Origin of the sequence: Moritella viscosa, from assembly GCF_900120065.1 — a bacterium.
GTDB classification, from domain to species: Bacteria; Pseudomonadota; Gammaproteobacteria; order Enterobacterales; family Moritellaceae; genus Moritella; species Moritella viscosa.
Genome location: NZ_FPLG01000004.1, coordinates 44,523 through 64,028, shown reverse-complemented (window position 1 = coordinate 64,028; position 19,506 = coordinate 44,523). Strand labels below are relative to the sequence as shown.

General features: G+C 39.8%; 15 protein-coding genes and 1 pseudogene. 11 read left to right on the top strand and 5 right to left on the bottom strand.

The annotated features are described in order from the left end of the window. Positions 1-10: 10 nt before the first annotated feature. Positions 11-991 (top strand): EF-P beta-lysylation protein EpmB, encoded by a 981-nt coding sequence (gene epmB, locus BT797_RS00490; RefSeq protein ID WP_045112367.1) that lies wholly within the window; start codon positions 11-13, stop codon positions 989-991. Positions 992-1,126: 135 nt separating this feature from the next. Here the strand turns inward: epmB and BT797_RS00485 are convergent, their stop codons facing one another. Beyond that, positions 1,127-2,422 carry an NAD(P)/FAD-dependent oxidoreductase gene (locus BT797_RS00485; RefSeq protein ID WP_045108849.1) on the bottom strand — a complete coding sequence of 432 codons (1,296 nt, stop codon included), beginning with the start codon at positions 2,420-2,422 and terminating at the stop codon, positions 1,127-1,129. A 317-nt stretch (positions 2,423-2,739) separates the two neighbouring features. Between BT797_RS00485 and BT797_RS00480 the strand changes: the two genes are divergently transcribed. From BT797_RS00480 to acuI, 5 genes and pseudogenes are all read left to right on the top strand, one after another. Next, complete coding sequence (locus tag BT797_RS00480; protein ID WP_045108848.1) at positions 2,740-3,087, top strand: hypothetical protein; 348 nt, start codon at positions 2,740-2,742, stop codon at positions 3,085-3,087. A 433-nt stretch (positions 3,088-3,520) separates the two neighbouring features. Then, positions 3,521-4,771: pseudogene (locus BT797_RS00475) on the top strand (OmpP1/FadL family transporter). 592 nt (positions 4,772-5,363) lie between these two features. Further along, a complete protein-coding gene (locus BT797_RS00470) occupies positions 5,364-6,632 on the top strand; it encodes an OmpP1/FadL family transporter (RefSeq protein ID WP_075470843.1) in 1,269 nt (422 codons plus the stop codon). A 154-nt stretch (positions 6,633-6,786) separates the two neighbouring features. Continuing rightward, on the top strand, positions 6,787-7,422 hold the full coding sequence (acuR, locus tag BT797_RS00465; RefSeq protein ID WP_045108845.1) for an acrylate utilization transcriptional regulator AcuR: 636 nt from the start codon (positions 6,787-6,789) through the stop codon (positions 7,420-7,422). 118 nt (positions 7,423-7,540) lie between these two features. Next, positions 7,541-8,524, top strand: a complete 984-nt coding sequence (gene acuI, locus BT797_RS00460) for an acrylyl-CoA reductase (NADPH) (RefSeq protein ID WP_045108844.1) — start codon at positions 7,541-7,543, stop codon at positions 8,522-8,524. 41 nt (positions 8,525-8,565) lie between these two features. Here acuI and BT797_RS00455 read toward each other — a convergent pair whose 3' ends face one another. Beyond that, complete coding sequence (locus tag BT797_RS00455; protein WP_045108843.1) at positions 8,566-9,492, bottom strand: LysR family transcriptional regulator; 927 nt, start codon at positions 9,490-9,492, stop codon at positions 8,566-8,568. A 172-nt stretch (positions 9,493-9,664) separates the two neighbouring features. On the opposite strand from BT797_RS00455, the gene BT797_RS00450 reads away from it, so the two are divergent. Continuing rightward, on the top strand, positions 9,665-10,762 hold the full coding sequence (locus BT797_RS00450) for an alkene reductase (RefSeq protein ID WP_045112366.1): 1,098 nt from the start codon (positions 9,665-9,667) through the stop codon (positions 10,760-10,762). A gap of 308 nt (positions 10,763-11,070) precedes the next feature. Here BT797_RS00450 and BT797_RS00445 read toward each other — a convergent pair whose 3' ends face one another. Then, positions 11,071-11,391, bottom strand: coding sequence for a hypothetical protein (locus BT797_RS00445; protein ID WP_075470842.1), 321 nt, complete (start codon positions 11,389-11,391; stop codon positions 11,071-11,073). Between the two features lie 386 nt (positions 11,392-11,777). Here BT797_RS00445 and zigA point away from each other — a divergent pair, with 386 nt between their 5' ends. Further along, positions 11,778-12,983, top strand: a complete 1,206-nt coding sequence (gene zigA / locus BT797_RS00440; RefSeq protein WP_075470840.1) for a zinc metallochaperone GTPase ZigA — start codon at positions 11,778-11,780, stop codon at positions 12,981-12,983. After that, positions 12,980-13,690, top strand: a complete 711-nt coding sequence (locus tag BT797_RS00435) for a DUF1826 domain-containing protein (protein WP_075470838.1) — start codon at positions 12,980-12,982, stop codon at positions 13,688-13,690. Before zigA ends, BT797_RS00435 begins: the two co-directional genes overlap by 4 nt. Before the next feature lie 300 nt (positions 13,691-13,990). Here BT797_RS00435 and groL read toward each other — a convergent pair whose 3' ends face one another. Both groL and BT797_RS00425 read right to left on the bottom strand, forming a co-directional pair. Further along, a complete protein-coding gene (gene groL, locus BT797_RS00430) occupies positions 13,991-15,628 on the bottom strand; it encodes a chaperonin GroEL (RefSeq protein WP_045108839.1) in 1,638 nt (545 codons plus the stop codon). Positions 15,629-15,694: 66 nt separating this feature from the next. Further along, the gene (locus tag BT797_RS00425; protein ID WP_045108838.1) at positions 15,695-15,985 is read right to left on the bottom strand and encodes a co-chaperone GroES; all 291 of its coding nucleotides are present in this window, start codon (positions 15,983-15,985) and stop codon (positions 15,695-15,697) included. Positions 15,986-16,302: 317 nt separating this feature from the next. Here BT797_RS00425 and BT797_RS00420 point away from each other — a divergent pair, with 317 nt between their 5' ends. Next, positions 16,303-17,664, top strand: coding sequence for an MATE family efflux transporter (locus tag BT797_RS00420; RefSeq protein ID WP_244534085.1), 1,362 nt, complete (start codon positions 16,303-16,305; stop codon positions 17,662-17,664). Between the two features lie 297 nt (positions 17,665-17,961). Beyond that, the gene (gene aspA, locus BT797_RS00415) at positions 17,962-19,413 is read left to right on the top strand and encodes an aspartate ammonia-lyase (protein WP_075470834.1); all 1,452 of its coding nucleotides are present in this window, start codon (positions 17,962-17,964) and stop codon (positions 19,411-19,413) included. Positions 19,414-19,506: the final 93 nt, after the last annotated feature.

Here is a 19,506-nt window from a genome sequence, read left to right as displayed (position 1 = left end):
TGATCAAAATATGCAGGAAAATTGGAAAAAAGACTTAGCTAACGCCATTTCAGATCCCCGAAAGCTACTTTTTATACTAGAACTTCCCGAAGTATCTTTCCAATCAGATTATGCGGCAAGACAATTATTCCCAATGCGCGTGCCACAATCCTTTGTCAATCGCATGGAAAAAGGCAACCCAAAAGACCCGTTATTTTTGCAAGTGATGCCCAATCAGCAAGAGTTCATCCAAAAGACCGGATTTATTAAAGATCCTCTTGATGAGCATAAATCTGTGGTACCAGGGTTACTGCATAAATATACCAACCGTGTACTCTTTATTGTCCGTGGCGGTTGTGCGATCAACTGTCGCTATTGTTTCCGCCGTCATTTTCCTTATCAAGACAATAGTAATAACAAACATGAATGGCAACAAGCGATTGACTATATCCGTTCTAAACCCGAGATCATCGAGGTCATTTTTAGTGGCGGTGACCCTCTCATGGCGAACGATAAGCAACTTGGCTGGCTGGTTGAACAATTAGAGCAGATCCCACACCTTAAACGTCTACGCATACATACACGTTTACCTGTGGTGATGCCAAGCCGTGTTACCAATGAGTTCGTTACGCTGCTTAAAAAATCGAGCTTGCGTTGCAGTGTCGTATTACACATTAATCACCCTAATGAATTAGCCGCTGAATTGCCCGCTGCGTTAGCTAAACTCACCACTGCTGGCATCAGTTTATATAACCAAGCCGTGTTATTAGCCGACATAAATGACAATGCTGATGATTTGGTGGAATTACACGAACGCCTTTTTGATAATCGAATTCAGCCCTACTATTTACATCTACTCGATAAAGTCGAAGGGGCAAGTCATTTTGACGTACCTGAAGAGAAAGCGGTCGAGATAATGAACCAACTCTTATTACGCTTACCGGGTTTTTTAGTGCCGAAGTTAGTCCGTGAGATCGGTGGAGAAAAAAGCAAAACACCAATTTCTATTTAACTTAACACAAACAGTTTAGCCAATCCGGTTAACGAATACGGTCAAAAACAGCTTGTCGAATAAATATGAGGTAACAAAAAAGGAATGACCACTAGGCCATTCCTTTTAACTATCTAAACCTTAATCTAGTCGCGATTAATGCAGTTTCAACGTTGGACGTAATACCCGGTTCAAACTACCAACCAACATCATCAGTCCGGTTTTTACATAACCGTGTAATGCTACTTGGTGCATACGATACAACGAAATATACACCATTCTCGCAATACGACCTTCAACCATCATGCTACCTTTAGTCAAGTTACCCATCAGGCTACCCACAGTACTAAAGCCACTTAACGACACCAATGAGCCATGATCATGATAAACGAAAGGTTTTAGCCTTGACCCACCCTGTATTAACGTCACGATATTTTTAAACGCAATAGTTGCCATTTGATGTGCGGCTTGCGCACGCGGCGGTACAAATGAACCATCAGTTTGTGCACAAGAGGCTAAATCACCAATAACAAAAATACTATCATCACGGCTTGCTTGTAAACTACCTTTAACCACGATCTGGTTAATACGATTCGTTTCCAACCCAGCAATGTCTTTCATAAAGTCAGGCGCTTTAATACCTGCAGCCCATACCATCAATGATGCAGGAATAGTGTCACCATTTTTCGTTACCAAGCCTTCACTATTCGCTTCCGTTACCATCGTTTCGGTTCGTACATCGACACCAATTTTAGTTAGCTCATGATGTGCTGCAGCAGAAATACGTGACGGTAATGCTGGTAAAATACTCTTACCCGCTTCAACTAAAGTTACATTTAACGATTCTTGGTTTACATTAGTAAAACCATAAGCCGATAATTGTGATGCGGTATTGTGTAACTCAGCAGAAAGTTCAACACCAGTTGCACCAGCGCCCACAATGGCAATATTTACTTTTGCATCTTTAGCTTTGTTTGCGCCATGCAATAAAAATTGATTTAATAATGCTTTGTGAAAACGATGTGCTTGATCAGGACTGTCTAAGAAAATACAGTTCTCTTTAACACCTTTAGTATTAAAGTCATTACACATACTACCAATAGCTAATACTAAGTAGTCGTATTGCAAGGTACGCTCAGCAATCAGTAATTCGTCACAATCATTATATAAAGGTGCAATGGTTACTGTTTTCGTGTCACGGTCTAAACCTGAAAAATTGCCTAATTGAAAATCAAAACCTTGGTTCTTCGCATGTGCAGCATAACTAAGCGCATCAATACCGGTATCAAGTGAACCTGTCGCCACTTCATGTAATAACGGTTTCCATAAATGGGTTTTGTTACGGTCCACCAGCGTAATGCTCGCTTTGCCTTTTTTCCCCAATTTACGACCCAGTTGCGTAGCAAGCTCAAGGCCACCAGCACCGCCTCCGATCACAAGAATTTTTTTCATCTTATTACGTCCTCATAAATGTATCAGTTAACAGCTGTCAGCACAGCTGTTAACTGATACAACTAAGCAGATATGAATCTTGCTAAACCATTCCGTTGACCGAGCATTAAAGCATGATTTTCAGGTCTAAATCTAGCAAAATTGAGCTAGATCACATTTAGAATATAAATGAACGAGCATAATCTAATTTCATCAACAGAAAAATACAATACCCAATCTAGTTCAGGTGCCGATACCCAAGCGAGTCTCTGATATAGCATCTTGAACTAACTTAGGTATATAATACCGACCCTTTTATCGATAAGAATACCGGCGCTATGACAAATCAAGAACTTCATGAACAGCTAACTGCACAGCTAAAAAACTTTTACCACCCAGCTATCGAGGCGGATGAGTTCTTAACGTTATTAAGCAAACGTAAAATGGGTAAATTTAGCGCGATTTTTGCTGCTGATAGTGGCTTCAAAGCAAATTCAAATCGATTCTTACCTTATATGGAAGAGTTAGTTGAAGACCAGCAAGCATTACCAAAAACAAATGAAGAAGGGTTTGACGTAGCAATTGCTGCATTTCTAGGTAAATTACAACAAATGCATAATGTACTCGGTCAATTCTCTGAACAATTAAAAGAGAAGAAAAGCGCACCAAGTAATATTGGAGAATAGCTACCTCACGTCCTCTAAAAACCAAAGCGGCATCAGCCGCTTTTTAGCTCTGTAAAGCTTTCTAATCAATGATTTAACAACCCTAAATCCAGAGTACAAACTCTATTGATTTGATGCTTAAGATAAACTTTACTGTCTTTTACCCTCCTTTACAAACACTGCATACTTAAGCTACCCACTACCAACAAAAACAAAAACAAAAACAAAAACAATATAAATAACAACAAGATAAAAACTTACACATCAATAACTTGAGAACCCTAACCACTATAAAACCCACATAGAACTAAATGTAATAATGAATATTATAGCCGCACATTTACGGGGTAACACTAAAGGGTTAGATTTCAATTCGGATTTCAACACCTGACATACGGCAGTTGTAATCCATTCGAAATTATATTTAGAGTTTTCATTAAAATAGGTAGGTTCCATGAGAATAAATAAAGTCTCTTTTGCAGTTGCATCGCTACTTGCAGTGAGCCAAGTGAATGCAGCAGCTTTTCAAATTAATGAAAATTCAGCATCAGGGTTAGGACGTGCATTTGCTGGTGAAGCGGCAATTGGTGACGATGCCGCATCATTAGCACGTAACCCTGCATTAATGGCGACTTTTGATCGTGCCCAACTATCAGTTGTTGGCACATATATATCGCCCGATGTGAACATCACAGGCTATAGGGAAACTATAGGAGGTGGCTCTGCGACAGCAAATAGTGCAACAGATATCGTATCATCTGCAATTGTACCTGCGATATATTATGTCCAACCAATTAATGATCAGTGGGCGTTTGGTTTAGCTATGTTCTCTAATTTTGGTACAGGCACTGAATACTCTGATAATTATATTAATAACACCGCCGCAGGTAGCACAAATATTGTGACTGCAACATTTAATCCAAACATCTCTTATCGTATCAATGACCAATTTAGTATTGGTGCTGGTATTAATGCGATCTACTCAACTGCAGAGTTGAAAAGAAGTATACACGTACCATTAAAACCAAATCAGCCCCAAATAAATGTTGCCGACATGGAGGGGGATGGTATTAATTTCAGCTGGAATGTAGGCGCATTATATGAAATAAACGAAAACCATCGTTTTGGTATTGGCTATAGACATAGCTCGAAAATGGAACTAGAAGGTACTTTCTCAGGTATGCACGCAACAAACGGAGGTATTGTTAATGATATTGATGGCACTATGGATAATACACTCCCTTCAATTTTAGAGCTATCAGGCTATCATAAACTAACAAGCAAGTTTGCCGTGTCTTATAGCTGACAATACACAACTTGGTCTGATTTTGGCAATATCGTTGCTTACGATTTAGAGGGCGTAGAAGTATTAAGGAAAGATACAAACTTCAATAACTCAAGTCGTTATACAATCGGCACTGAATATTATCCAGCTAAAAACCTAACGTTGCGCGCAGGCTACGCATATGACGAGCAGGCAGCTGACTCAACATTAGGAATTCCAGATTCAGATCGTCAATGGTATACAACGGGGATGGCATATAAAGTGACTAAATCCCTATCGTTTGACCTAGCAGCGGCCTTCATTACAGGTAAAACTGTTACATTCGAAGAAGAGATCCCCGGCATAACAACTAAGCCCAAAACATTTACTTCGAGTGGTGATGCTTGGTTATACTCAGCACAGTTAAACTACAGCTTCTAACCATTCTAAGTTAAAACTATATTCCAATGCCGTTCATCTTATTGGATGGCATATTCATTTATCGACCCAGCCAAATAAATCTCAAACTCCACTCTAGAACGAATTACACCTTCAAATAAAGATACAATCCATAAAATATAAAGTACAAAAAAACCATAAAAAACAATATAGACACCTCTAAATGTATACCTTTTTGTTATAACGACCAAAAAAAGCGCTATTTTATAGAGCCTTAGCTCTACGTAATTCAAAGTCTCATAGTAATATTTCACATATTTGCAAACAGATCAGAGGAGTTTTATTTGATTATTATTTAATATTTATAAAAACAACATTTAACCTTTAATAACAAGCGGTTAACAAATTGATGTAAATGAAAAGCAAGGTTTGTTAAGTCATTGTTAATCATCAAAAGTATTATGAAAGTAGACAGATCGTCATAAATTCTTATAAAAATGTCTTTACGATCTAATACGAAAGAATTAGATTTCAGTACAAGTTTTAAGGATATTTAAAAAGTTCATTTTATTTGAACTGGCATATCCATTCATAATTTCTAATTTTATATTTTATATTTTATATGGTGGTTTACATGAGAATTAATAAAGTTGCTCTAGCAGTTACAGCATTACTTGCAGCAAGCCAAGTAAATGCCGCAGGTTTCCAAGTAAGTGAACACTCAGCGTCAGGTCTAGGCCGCGCATTCGCTGGTGAAGCAGCAATCGGCGATGATGCAGCATCACTTGCACGTAACCCAGCGTTAATGGCAACTTTTGATAAAGCACAACTTTCAGTTGTTGGTTCTTATGTATCGCCAGACATTGATATTGAAGGACAGAGTAATTTAGGCCCACTTCCTAAAGAATATTTTGACGCTGAAGACATTGCACCCTCACAAATTGTACCAGCAATGTATTACATTCAGCCTATTAACGATAAGTTCGCTGCAGGTTTAGCTATCTATTCAAATTACGGTACTGGTACTGAATATTCAAATGACTATATGGCTGGTCCTTCAGCTGGTAAAACAAGCATTATGAGTGTTAACTTTAACCCTAATATTTCTTATCGTGTAAATGAACAACTAAGCCTAGGCGCAGGTGTAAGCGTTGTATATGCAACAGCTGAATTAGAAAGAAATATCGGTGCTTTAGGTGTAAGTAATGGACTTAAACCTAGTGTAAATGCAGCGAAGATGGAAGGTGATGGTTATGGTTTCGGCTGGAATCTTGGTGCGCTATATGAAGTCAATGAAAATAACCGTTTCGGTATTAGCTACAAATCAAAAGTTAAAACAGAATTAAAAGGTGAGTACACAGGTACAGCATCATCGGGTAATGCTCATTTAATGGGCGTAACTAGACCTGTTGATGGCACGTTAGATATTAATCTACCTTCAATTTTAGAAGTATCTGGCTACCATAAACTAACCGATAAATTCGCAGTTTCATATAGCTGGCAGTACAGTACATGGTCTGATTTTGGTGATATTGTTGCCAAAAGTGAAGGCTGTGCAGGTGGCGTTTGTCTAGAGAAAAAAGAAGACTATAGTAACTCAAGCCGCTACGCGATTGGTGGTGAGTACTACCTTTCTGAAGCTGTGACATTACGTGCAGGTTATGCATTTGATGAACAAGCTGGTGAAGCAACACTTAGTATCCCAGATACAGATCGCCAGTGGTATACTGCTGGTCTAACTTATAAAGCGACAAAAGCACTTTCGTTTGACCTAGCAGCAGCATTGGTTGCTGGTAAAGAAATCACCTTTAAAGAAGAACTTTCAGCTGGCGTACCAGAGGTAACGTTCAAATCAAGTGGTGATGCGTGGATCTACTCAGCACAAATGAACTACAGCTTCTAATCCAAGCTTAATTCATCTCTGCATTAAAAAGACAGCTTCGGCTGTCTTTTTTGCTTTCTGATCAAAATCAATAAAGATCCTGTTTAAGGATCTTTCTGATATCTGCTCATTGCAATTAACTAGACGGCTGGTCTATAATATTGTTATGGAAAATATGACAAGTAATCAGCTTAAACCTCGTCGAGGTCGGCCACCAAAAGTACCCCGTGAAAATAGTAATACACGTGCCCTTTTAATTCGCAGTGGCGTCGAAGTATTAACGGAAAGTGGCTTTGCTGCTGCCGGTATCGATGGCATCTTAAAAAAAGTCGGTGTACCGAAAGGATCTTTTTACTATTACTTTAAAAGTAAGGAAGATTTTGGTCAGGCAGTAATTGATAACTACGCCAACTACTTCGCAGCAAAACTTGATAAATGCTTACTTGATGAATCTATAGCACCGTTACAACGTATTGTTAAATTCGCCGATGAAGCCAAACAAGGCATTGTTAAATTCGAGTTTAAACGCGGCTGTTTAGTTGGTAATTTAGGCCAAGAAGTGGCTACTTTACCGCAAAGCTATCGCTTAGTGCTGCAAGACATTTTTACTGTGTGGCAAACCAAGATGCAAGCGTGTTTAGAGACTGCGCAACAACAAGGCGACATTAGCCTTGATATCAACTGCGAACAACAAGCTGAGTACTTTTGGATTGGTTGGGAAGGCGCAGTAATGCGTGCGCGACTCGTACAGTCAGTGCAACCGCTGAATTTATATATCGCAACGTTTATTGCCAGCATCGCCACCAGCTAAAATAATCATACGTGCCTTATTCTAAAATAACGGTCAAGGCATTAGTTTCCAATTCAATTTCAATGTTATAAAAATTTTTCCATTTAAATAGACGACCAGTCTATATTCGGAGTAAATCATGTTTAAAGGCATCTTAATCGAAAAAAATGACGATCAATACACAGCCTCAGTACAATCAATTGATGAATCACAACTGCCTGAAGGTGATGTGAGTATTGATGTAGCTTACAGCACACTTAACTTTAAAGACGGCTTAGCGATCACAGGTAAAGGCCCTGTCGTGCGTAGCTTTCCTATGGTACCGGGTATCGATTTAGTCGGTACTGTGACCCAAAGCGATAGCGACAAATTCCAAGCTGGTGATCAAGTATTACTGAATGGTTTTGGTGTGGGCGAGAAACATTGGGGTGGCCTTGCCGAAAAAGCCCGTCTCAATAGCGATTGGTTAATCAAACTGCCTGCAGGATTATCAGCAAAGCAAGCAATGGCGATCGGAACAGCAGGTTATACTGCCATGTTATCTGTTATTGCATTAGAGCGTCACGGTATTACGCCCAAAAAAGGCGATGTTTTAGTAACAGGCGCAAATGGTGGTGTTGGTAGCTTTGCTATCACCTTATTAGCAAAACTGGGTTATCATGTTATTGCATCAACCGGTCGTCCAGAAGAAGCTGATTACCTCAAAGCATTAGGCGCCGTTGAGATAATCGATCGTAATTCACTGTCAGAACCAGGCCGTCCAATGGTTAAAGAACGTTGGGCAGCTGCGATTGACTCTGTTGGTAGCCATACTCTTACCAATGTATGTGCAGGTCTTAAATACGGTGGTGTGGTGACAGCCTGTGGCTTAGCACAAGGCATGGATTTTCCAGCAAGTGTAGCGCCATTTATTTTACGCGGTATTACGTTAGCTGGCATCGACAGTGTTATGCGTCCGCTTGCAGACAGAGAAGAAGCATGGGCACGTTTAGCCAATTTATTAACAGACGGTGACTTTACGTCTATTGGCACTGAGATCAGCTTAGATGAAGCTGTAGCAACAGCGCATGAGCTAATGGCAGGTAAAGTACGCGGTCGTGTGATGGTTAATTTACAGCAATAATTTGTTATTAGGTCAACATTACATAGCAGTAGGATCCGAACCTACTGCTTTTTAGTCATACAGCTGAATCTCTCAAACAAAAAGTCCAAAAATAGTCTAATTCGTTTTGCTTGGTACTTCTTACTGATATACACAACATTTAAGTCTGCGCTTGATGCTGAGGTCGATGCATTAAAATTCATCATATAACCATTAAGCACGGTAACAAGGCGTAAATTATGAATATCGTCTTGCACATCTAGAACAGATTTAAGCGCGATACCAACCCCCTCTAAGGCCCAGCATCGAATAACTTCACCATCATCTGAAAATCGTTTAGGCATAACAGTGATCGCATTCTTATAGTCTTGATCTTGAAAGTGCCATGTTTTAAGTTCCTCATTACTGCGGATCATTGCAAGACAATCATGATTAACCAAGTCATGTGGCGTTAGTGGCGTGCCGTGCTTTGCTAAGTATTCTGGCGATGCACATAACACTCGTTGGCTTGATGATAATCGTCGTGATATCAAACTGCTGTCAGCAAGCTCTCCATATCGAACGACAATATCTATACCCGATTCAGCAATATTAGAAATATCATCGTTCAAATATAGGTACGGCACCACATCTGGATACAGCTTACAGAACTCAGACAATATAGGCAGAATGTATTGTTTGCCTATATCCTTTGGCGCAGAGATTTTTAGTGAGCCTTTCACTTCTTTTACACCATTCAGGATAAGGTTCTCAGTTTCACTCACGTTATCCAATATCTCAATGCAGGCTTTGTGATAAAGCTCGCCAGAGTCCGTCAGTGACACATGCCTTGTGCTCCGATTAAGCAGCTTTACACCATACCTTTCTTCAAGGGCCTGAAGTCTTGCAGTCATTGTCGCGGGAGAAAGACCAAGGTCACGACCAGCTGCAGCAAGTCCATGGTGCTTAACAATACTCACAAACATGGTCATATCAGAAAATTTATCCATCTATCCCCCTATCATTTAGTTTATCCGAATAATGATTTTACATTTTACCCAATTATCATAATAAAGCGAAAGAATATAATAACAACCATCAACAGAAGCTACACGGGTCCAAGCATGATCCATTACGCTGCAGTCATTATCGACTTATTAAGGATAAATAATGGAAACACCGATGAGTAAATTATTTCAGAAAACAAACCTAAAAAATTTGGATTTACAAAACCGAGTAGTCATGGCTCCAATGACCCGCGCTCGCACAAGTCAACCAGGCAACATACCAAATGAAATGATGTCAACATACTATAAGCAACGTGCAACTGCGGGTTTAATCATTTCTGAAGCGACTCAAATTTCAGATGACTCTCAGGGCTATTCTTTCACTCCAGGTGTTTACACCGACGAACAAGTTAAAGGCTGGCAACCAATAACTAAAGCTGCACACGACCAAGGTGCCGCTATGTTTTGCCAGCTATGGCATGTGGGTCGCGTTTCTCACCCTACATTCCAGAAAGGTGAACTACCTATCGCACCTTCAGCACTAGCGCCTGTCGAAACTAAAGTTTGGATTTCGGATGACGAAGGTAATGGCAACATGGTTGATTGCATTCAACCTCGTGAAATGAATCAAGCAGATATTGATCGTGTGATTAACGATTTTTCTTACGCAGCAGAACGCGCTATTGAAGCTGGTTTTGATGGCGTTGAGATCCATGGTGGTAATGGCTACCTTATCGACCAATTCCTTCGCACAAATTCAAATATGCGTACAGATAACTACGGTGGATCTCGTGAGAATCGTCTTCGCTTCCTGCTTGAAGTTGTTGATGCTGTCATTGAAAAAATCGGTGCTGATAAAGTGGGTGTTCGCCTTGCCCCATTCATCACATTTAAAGATATGGATTGCCCAGATATCGTCCCAACAATCCTTGATGCATCGAAAGCACTACAAGCTCGTGATATCGCTTACATGCACTTATCAGAAGCGGATTGGGATGATGCACCCGTGATCCCTGAAAGCTTCCGTATTGAGTTGCGACAAATTTTCACTAACACCATCATTGTCGCGGGTAGCTACACACAAAAACGCGCAGATGAAGTACTAAGCAAAGGTTACGCTGACCTTGTAGCCTTCGGTCGTCCATTCGTGTCAAACCCAGACTTGGTTTCACGTTTGAAAAACAACAATGAACTCGCTGACTTGGATGGTGCAACACTCTTTGGTGGTAACACACTCGGTTACACTGATTATCCAGCGCTCGATACTCTTTAATTACTCAATTAAAGATAAAAAAAATCCTCAGTCTCGTCAATAAGGCTGAGGATTCGATTTATCGCGACAATTCAAGTTTTCTTAAACAGTCGCGATGAGCACATTACTGAACACGATTAAATTACCCAATGCCATTGCATCGATACCACACATACTTAAGATATCTGCATTCATCGCGCCTTCATTTAACTTGAAGTATGCACTACCCTGCCACGCATCACCGTCGTGTAAGAATCAAAACCTTACTCACGATTTCGCATTCCGAGATTAAGGCTTCAATTTCTAGATATGTAGCTTATAGGACTTAGCTACCCTTCATAATCAAACAGCTCTGCACTGATTGTTGCATCACTGGAAAACTGTCGAATCAATACTTCCCAGCGTGCAGTCATCTTAGCGAGCCACTCCTCTGGATCCGGAATAAGGCTTGGCTCCATCGAATAAACCGTCAAAGTTTGCTCTTGCCCTAAAGTATCTACATATACTTCGCCCGCGATTAGTTTAGTCACTTGTTTGTTACTTTCTGCTGTGGGCTTTTTTAATAAGTTACTTTGAGCTATTAAGTTCCATAAGTTCATATCACTCATATAAAATTTATTAAAATCAAAAAAATCAAAAAAATCAGCCATGTTTTTTCTAAGATACCGAGTTCTTCAGCATAATCTTCAATCATCCAATCCATCGGTTTGGCAGGTAAATAATGGATATGATGTTCAAATATAGTCATTAAGGTTACTCTCAATATATTTGGTGATTAATACAATGCGTAGACCATCCCCACAGGTAAGGTGAATGATAATTATTACGATTAATTGATGGTAACTATAACGTGTATTGCTTTCAACTCGTTATTCATATTTAAATAGGAAATTAACGCAGTTATTATATTTTGTTATTTATAGAGAAGTTATTTATTTTTAATCAAATAATACTATTTTTGAATATTTACTTTAACACCATAGTGTTATGTTATAACATAACATAACATTTAAATGTTGAAAACGTAGATAAAATAATGGTTAAAAAAAAGTTACCTGTCACTGTACTCTCTGGCTTTCTTGGCGCAGGAAAAACAACAGTACTCAATCATATTCTTCATAATCGCGATGGGAAAAAGGTTGCAGTAATTGTTAATGACATGAGTGAGATAAACATTGATGCTGCCTTTGTGAAAAATGAAGTTTCACTCAATCGTAGTGACGAAAAGCTTGTAGAAATGAGCAACGGCTGTATATGCTGCACACTACGTGAAGACCTTCTATTAGAAGTTGATAAATTAGCAAAAGACGGTCGATTTGATTACCTCGTTATAGAATCTACAGGTATTTCGGAGCCACTCCCCGTCGCTGAAACATTTACTTTTGCCGATGAAAATGGCATTTCGTTATCAGACGTAGCAACGTTAGATACCATGGTGACTGTAGTAGATGCTGTTAATTTTTTGAAAGATTATGATGAAGCAAAATATCTACGTGATACAGGTGAATTTCTTAACGATGAAGATGAGCGAAGCGTAACAGATTTATTAGTTGATCAAGTCGAATTTGCAGATGTTCTTCTTATTAGCAAAACAGATTTAGCTAAACCAGCTGATATAGAACGACTTCGCGCCATCCTTAAAGTACTTAATACACGCGCTAAGGTTATTCCCATATCTTTGGGAAAAGTTGATATCGATGACGTGCTAAATACTGGTTTTTTTGATTTTGAACAAGCAGAAAAAGCACCGGGTTGGCTCAAAGAAATACGTGGTGAAAAAATACCTGAAACCGAAGAATACGGTATCAGCAGTTTTAACTATATTGCACGAAAGCCATTTAATCCTGAAAAGTTTTATCAGTTTCTGCACAACACAGAACAGTTTGGCAAACTTATTCGTTCCAAAGGTTACTTTTGGTTGGCTTCTCGTCCGCAATTTTGCGGCCAATGGAGCCAAGCTGGCGGAATAGCACACTATGGTTTTGCAGGTATGTTTTGGAAATCAATCCCTGAAAAAGACTGGCCTACAGATCAAGAATCACTCGATGCGATAAAAAAACAGTGGGTTGAACCCTTTGGTGATATGCGTCAAGAGATCGTATTTATCGGCCAAAATTTAGATCAAAAAAGAATGACGGTCGCGCTAGATGAATGTCTATTAACTGAGGATGAATTACTAAAGGGTAAGCGTTTCTGGACAACATTAAATGACCCTTTTCCTCAATGGGGGGAGAACTCATGAGCACCTTAGCTATTCATAATGACATCAACGCTAATACGCAGAGCCACACTAACAACGATGGTCCCCACTTGCTTTCACGGGGCTTAGTTGAAGGAAGTACTCCTACCGTATTAGCTGATATATACCAAGATAATACAAACATTGTGGTTTGGCAGCGTAACCTTGACAATAAATTAACTATTGCGGTTAACCATTTGTTAGAACATAACCCAACATTAACGTTATTATTGATTGTAACGCCAGAAGATTGCTTTGAAGTACTGAGTGAAAAATTTGGAAAATCAGACGATATAACAACATTAATTAATGATATAACCTTATTAGTTGATATGTTTTGTTGCCTGTTTGGCCTAAAACAAGCTGGATTAAGATTAACAATACTCGACCGAGCTATGTGCCCCCGTTTTCATGTTGACCGTATACCTTGCCGTTTAGTAACAACATACAAAGGCATGGCCACCCAATGGCTTAATAATAATATCATTGATCGCACAAAACTAGGCGCAGAATACCAAGGAGAAACCGATGAGCAATCAGGTCTAATACAAGATATCGATGATATTAATCAACTAACACAAGGTGATATTGCATTACTTAAAGGCGAGTATTGGGATAAAAATGAAGGTGCAGGTCTGGTTCATCGTTCACCTGACATTTCTCAAGGCGAACGTAGATTGTTTCTAACACTCGATTTTATTAATGATTAAAAATAGATATTAAAAGTACGTTTTTCAGGACATTACTAGGAAGTGCTATTACGACAAAAAACATTAACCTTTGTTGATGCTCGAAACCTAAAAGACAAACGTTACACCATTCACGACATTTTTAATCAGCAAATACAATTGCAGATATTGTCATTGGAAATAAAGCCGACTTATATAAAAATGAAGATAAAATAGAAGGCACCACATAGCTATATCATGCAGTGAAATAAAAAAGGGTCTATTTACGCCTCCACAGAGGATAAATAAACCCTTATAATCAATGACTAGGCGCCGTCAGGTTTACATCATGCCGCCCATGCCACCCATTCCGCCCATGTCAGGCATAGATGATGCTGATGCATCAACAGGTACATCAGTGATCATTGCTTCAGTAGTGATCATCAGACCCGCAACAGATGCAGCAAACTGTAATGCTGAACGTGTTACTTTAGTTGGATCTAGGATACCCATCTCAATCATGTCGCCATATTCGCCAGTACCAGCGTTGTAACCGTAGCTACCTTCGCCTGCACGTACATTGTTCGCCACAACAGATGCTTCGTCACCTGAGTTTTGAACAATTTGACGTAGTGGTGCTTCCATTGCTCTTAGCGCAACTTTAATACCAACAGTTTGATCTTGATTTGCACCTTCCAGGCCTTGGATTGCAGCAGCAGCACGAACAAGTGCAACACCACCACCAGCAACAACACCTTCTTCAACAGCTGCACGTGTTGCGTGCAGTGCATCTTCAACGCGGGCTTTTTTCTCTTTCATTTCGATTTCAGTTGCTGCGCCAACTTTAATTACCGCAACACCACCAGAGAGTTTAGCAACACGTTCTTGTAGTTTCTCTTTATCGTAATCTGAAGATGAATCTTCGATTTGCTTACGGATTTGAGCTACACGACCTTTGATAGTCTCTTCATCACCGATTCCGTCGATGATCGTTGTTTCATCTTTAGTGATGATGATACGTTTTGCTTGGCCAAGTTCAGCAACCGTTGCTTTTTCTAGCTCCATACCAATCTCTTCAGAGATAACAGTACCCGCAGTTAGCATCGCGATGTCTTGTAACATTGCTTTACGACGGTCACCGAAACCAGGTGCTTTAACAGCTGCAACTTTAACGATACCACGCATGTTGTTCACTACTAATGTAGCCAGTGCTTCGCCTTCAAGGTCTTCAGCAATGATTAATAGTGGTTTAGATGCTTTTGCTACGCCTTCAAGTACAGGTAGTAGTTCACGGATGTTAGACACTTTCTTATCTACTAATAAGATAAATGGTGATTCTAATTCAACGCTGCCTGTTTCTTGATTTGTAACGAAGTAAGGAGATAGGTAACCACGATCGAACTGCATACCTTCAACAACGTCTAGCTCATCTTCTAGTGCTTGGCCGTCTTCAACCGTAATAACACCTTCTTTACCAACACGATCCATTGCTTCAGCAATAATTTTTCCCACGCTTGCATCAGAGTTCGCAGAGATAGTACCAACTTGTTCAACCGCTTTAGTATCTAAACAAGGTACAGATAATTCTTTTAGTTCTGCAACGGCAGCTTTAACAGCTTGGTCAATACCGCGTTTCAGATCCATTGGGTTCATGCCAGCAGCAACTGCTTTGAGGCCTTCGTTCACAATCGCTTGTGCAAGTACGGTCGCAGTAGTTGTACCGTCACCAGCTGCATCATTTGCTTGTGAAGCAACTTCTTTGAGCATTTGTGCGCCCATGTTTTCGAATTTGTCTTCTAGTTCGATTTCTTTCGCAACAGTAACACCATCTTTAGTGATTAATGGTGCGCCGAAGCTTTTATCGATTACTACGTTACGACCTTTAGGGCCCAATGTTACTCTAACTGCATTCGCAAGAATGTTTACGCCGTTAAGCATTTTATCACGTGCGTCTAAGCCGAATTTTACGTCTTTAGCCATCTTAATTATCCTTTTAAAATCTGTTAATTTTTTGGTATTAGGTCTATCAAAAATAAATGTTTAAATTTATTCAACGATAGCTAAAATATCAGCTTCACTCATGATTAAAACTTCTTTGCCTTCTAGCTTTTCAGTCTTAACGCCATAACCTTCACTAAAAATAACAGTATCGCCTACATTAACAGCCAGTGGACGTACTTCACCGCTATCTAATAAACGACCGTTACCAACAGCAATAACTTCACCGCGTGTCGATAATGTCGCAGATGCACCAGTAAGTACAATACCGCCTGCTGATTTAGTTTCTTGTTCTTGGCGACGAACGATCACGCGATCGTGTAGTGGACGAATTGTCATTTGAATGATCTCCTTAAAGAATACATGTTGCGAATATCAATGGTCGATTATTTACCGACACCATGACTATGGAGTAATATATCGGGGCAACTGCTTTCCAACTCAAGGGAAAAAAGAAAAATAGTTAATAAATTCACACCTTACATAGCGTTTTTAGATTGTTTCTACAAATAGAAGTGTAAATGTCAGGTAAAAGTACAAAACAAAGCTTTTTGTTGACGAAGAAAAGCGTAATATATCCCGAACTAAATTTAGTCCATAAACCTTCTCAGTGACTTTTTAGGCATCACGTTAGCGAACATTTTAGGTAATAAGTATTGAAAGATAAACACGGTCTTCTCTCGGCACCCGTCTCTCAGGTAATGACAAAAATGGCAGTGCCTATGGCCTATGGTTTATTAGCTGTACTTGGCTTTAGCTTAGTAGACACTTATTTTGTGAGCTTACTGGGTACGCAAGCATTAGCCGCGATCAGCTTTACTTTCCCTGTCACCTTTTTTGTTTCCGCATTAGCTATGGGCTTAGGCACAGGTTTATCCGCTTGTTTAGCGCGTTTATTAGGTCAAGGGCAGCACCAAGATGCGGCGAGGTTAACATCTGATGGTTTATTGTTAGCACTTACCACCATCTTAACAGTTGCTATTATTGGTATTAACAGCATAGAACCATTATTTAAGGTGTTAGGGGCAACAGAATCCTTAATGGTCTATATCCAAGATTACATGTTCTATTGGTATATCGCGATCCCCTTCCTCGTCATACCTATGGTTGGTAATGCCGCTATTCGCGCCACTGGCGACACCAAAACCCCAAGCAGAGTGATGATCATTGCAGGATTTATGAATGGCATACTCGATCCGTTACTGATTTTTGGCATTGGCCCCTTTCCTGAACTCGGTGTAAAAGGCGCTGCAATTGCATCTGGTTTATCGTGGTTAATAACCTTTGCAGTGGCGATTTACTTATTGCGTTATCGTGAACAGTTATTGTTATTAACCAAACCAAGCCTAGGTAACATGTTAAAAAATTGGCGTAAGATTACAGCGATAGGGTTGCCAGCCTCTTTGACAAATATGCTTAGCCCAGTAAACAATGCCTTTGTGATGTGGCAATTAGCGACATTTAGCACCACAGCCGTTGCCGCTTATGGCGCTGGTACACGGCTGGAGGCGATTTTATTAATCGGCATGATTGCCGTGAGCTCAATGCTCTCGCCTTTCATCGCTCAAAACTCGTCAGCAAACAATCCACAGCGCTGCTTAACCGCGATCAAACTGGCGATCCGTTACTCGTTAATTTCACAATTAAGCATTTATCTGCTCATTGCTTTGGCCGCCCCTTATATAGCGACATTATTCAGTGATGATGTAGCAGTGATCAGCCACTTATCGTTATACCTTTATATTATCCCTGCGACTTTTGCTATGCAGGGTATTATGATGGCGGTAGCTTCCAGTCTAAATGGGTTCAATCGACCAATATCAGCATTAAGCCTAAGCTTAAGCCGCTCACTGTTAATCATTACGCTATCAAGTCTTGGCGCCCATTATTGTGGTGAAAAGGGTATCTTCTTTGGTATCGCCAGTGCCAATGTATTAGTTGGCCTACTCGCTTTATATTACGCACAGCAATTACAGCTCGAACTACACAATGAATTACGCCGTGAAACCCCTGCTTAACCGTTTATATACCCAAACTACTTCAAGGTGCTATATCAGAAACGAGTTTGGGTATTTATTCATCTAGCTGGTCAGTGTTAATAGATCACCCAATGAATCGCGTGTTTACAGGTGAAATACACACTAATAATCCATCAGACTTGCTGTTTCTTAAGCCAAATAAAAATATCTTTAGCATCCTTAAAATTTTATTTAAAAAAGTGATCTAAGCCCGTTTAATAAAAAAAATACAACGTATTATCCGCACATAAATTTTGTTCTCCTTCCTACGTTTTGATCACATAGCAGAGTGTACCAATGACAGTATTAGCAACCGACTTTACTCAAGAAACCCGTCTAGAAACTGACTTATTAGGTGTAAAAAAAATACCCGCGCAAGCTTATTACGGTATTCATACATTAAGAGCGATGGAAAACTTCCACATCAGTAGTGAAAAGATCGGAGACTGTCCTGAATTTGTACGCGGCATGGTAAAAACAAAGAAAGCAGCAGCACTCGCCAATGGTATTTTAGGCACTATCTCACCACACATTAGCGACGCGATCGTGAATGCCTGTGACATTTTGTTAGCGACTGATAAATTTTACGCACAATTCCCGATTGATGCATTCCAAGGTGGCGCAGGTACATCGGTAAACATGAATACCAACGAAGTATTGGCCAATATTGCGCTAGAGCAAATGGGACATGCTAAAGGTGCTTACAGCCACATTAATCCAAATGATCACGTCAATAAAAGTCAAAGCACCAACGATGCCTACCCTACCGGCTTTCGCGTGGCTTTGTTTGAACGTAGTAACGCTGTATTAGCTGCGCTGACCTCATTAAGCGAAACATTCTTAACGAAAGCTGAAGAGTTTAATGATGTATTAAAAATGGGCCGTACCCAATTACAAGACGCGGTACCGATGACATTAGGTCAAGAATTCCGCGCATTTGGGGTTACCCTCAGAGAAGAAATAAAAAGCATTAAACGTTGCCAAGAATTACTACTCGAAATTAACCTTGGCGCAACAGCGATTGGTACTGGCTTAAATACTCCAACGGGTTATTCGGAGCTGGCGATTGCGAAATTAGCTGAAATTACCGGTCATCCCTTTGTGCCTGCAGAAGATTTAGTGGAAGCAACATCTGACTGTGGCGCTTATGTGATGTTATCAAGTGCATTAAAGCGCTTCGCAGTGAAACTATCGAAGATTTGTAATGATCTACGTTTACTTTCTTCTGGTCCACGTACTGGTTTAAATGAGATTAATCTACCAGAAATGCAAGCCGGTTCTTCAATCATGCCAGCAAAAGTAAACCCAGTAATTCCAGAAGTGGTTAATCAAGTGGCGTTTAAAGTATGTGGTAATGACTTAACCATCACTATGGCGGCTGAAGCCGGTCAATTACAGTTAAACGTAATGGAGCCCGTGATTGGTCAATGTCTCTTTGAATCATTAACCTTATTAGAAAATGCCTGCTTCTCGCTACAAGATAAATGCGTTAAAGGCATTACAGCTAACCGTAAAGTATGCCAAGACTTCGTATTAAACTCGATCGGTATTATCACTTACTTAAATCCATTTATTGGTCATCACGAAGGCGATACTATCGGTCGAATTTGTGCTGAAACAGGTAAAAGTGTACGTGAAGTAGTGCTAGAACGAGGCTTATTATCTGAAGCAGAATTAGATGAAATATTCTCTATCGAAAACTTAATGAACCCAAAATACACTGCGCAACGTTTTGCGAAAGCAATTTAAATAAGTTAGCAGCTTGAATAAAAATCCCCGTTACTGCCATAAACAGTAACGGGGATTTTTTATATCTTAAATAACCTGTACAGCGATTATTTA

Excerpts from the sequence above, each read along its gene's own strand:
- BT797_RS00435 (WP_075470838.1), top strand. The coding sequence starts at position 12,980 with ATGAGCACCTTAGCTATTCATAATGACATCAACGCTAATACGCAGAGC.
- epmB (WP_045112367.1), top strand. The coding sequence starts at position 11 with ATGCAGGAAAATTGGAAAAAAGACTTAGCTAACGCCATTTCAGATCCC.
- BT797_RS00455 (WP_045108843.1), bottom strand. The coding sequence starts at position 9,492 with ATGGATAAATTTTCTGATATGACCATGTTTGTGAGTATTGTTAAGCAC.
- BT797_RS00480 (WP_045108848.1), top strand. The coding sequence starts at position 2,740 with ATGACAAATCAAGAACTTCATGAACAGCTAACTGCACAGCTAAAAAAC.
- acuI (WP_045108844.1), top strand. The coding sequence starts at position 7,541 with ATGTTTAAAGGCATCTTAATCGAAAAAAATGACGATCAATACACAGCC.
- groL (WP_045108839.1), bottom strand. The coding sequence starts at position 15,628 with ATGGCTAAAGACGTAAAATTCGGCTTAGACGCACGTGATAAAATGCTT.
- BT797_RS00485 (WP_045108849.1), bottom strand. The coding sequence starts at position 2,422 with ATGAAAAAAATTCTTGTGATCGGAGGCGGTGCTGGTGGCCTTGAGCTT.
- BT797_RS00425 (WP_045108838.1), bottom strand. The coding sequence starts at position 15,985 with ATGACAATTCGTCCACTACACGATCGCGTGATCGTTCGTCGCCAAGAA.
- BT797_RS00450 (WP_045112366.1), top strand. The coding sequence starts at position 9,665 with ATGAGTAAATTATTTCAGAAAACAAACCTAAAAAATTTGGATTTACAA.
- acuR (WP_045108845.1), top strand. The coding sequence starts at position 6,787 with ATGACAAGTAATCAGCTTAAACCTCGTCGAGGTCGGCCACCAAAAGTA.
- zigA (WP_075470840.1), top strand. The coding sequence starts at position 11,778 with ATGGTTAAAAAAAAGTTACCTGTCACTGTACTCTCTGGCTTTCTTGGC.
- BT797_RS00445 (WP_075470842.1), bottom strand. The coding sequence starts at position 11,391 with ATGGCTGATTTTTTTGATTTTTTTGATTTTAATAAATTTTATATGAGT.
- aspA (WP_075470834.1), top strand. The coding sequence starts at position 17,962 with ATGACAGTATTAGCAACCGACTTTACTCAAGAAACCCGTCTAGAAACT.
- BT797_RS00470 (WP_075470843.1), top strand. The coding sequence starts at position 5,364 with ATGAGAATTAATAAAGTTGCTCTAGCAGTTACAGCATTACTTGCAGCA.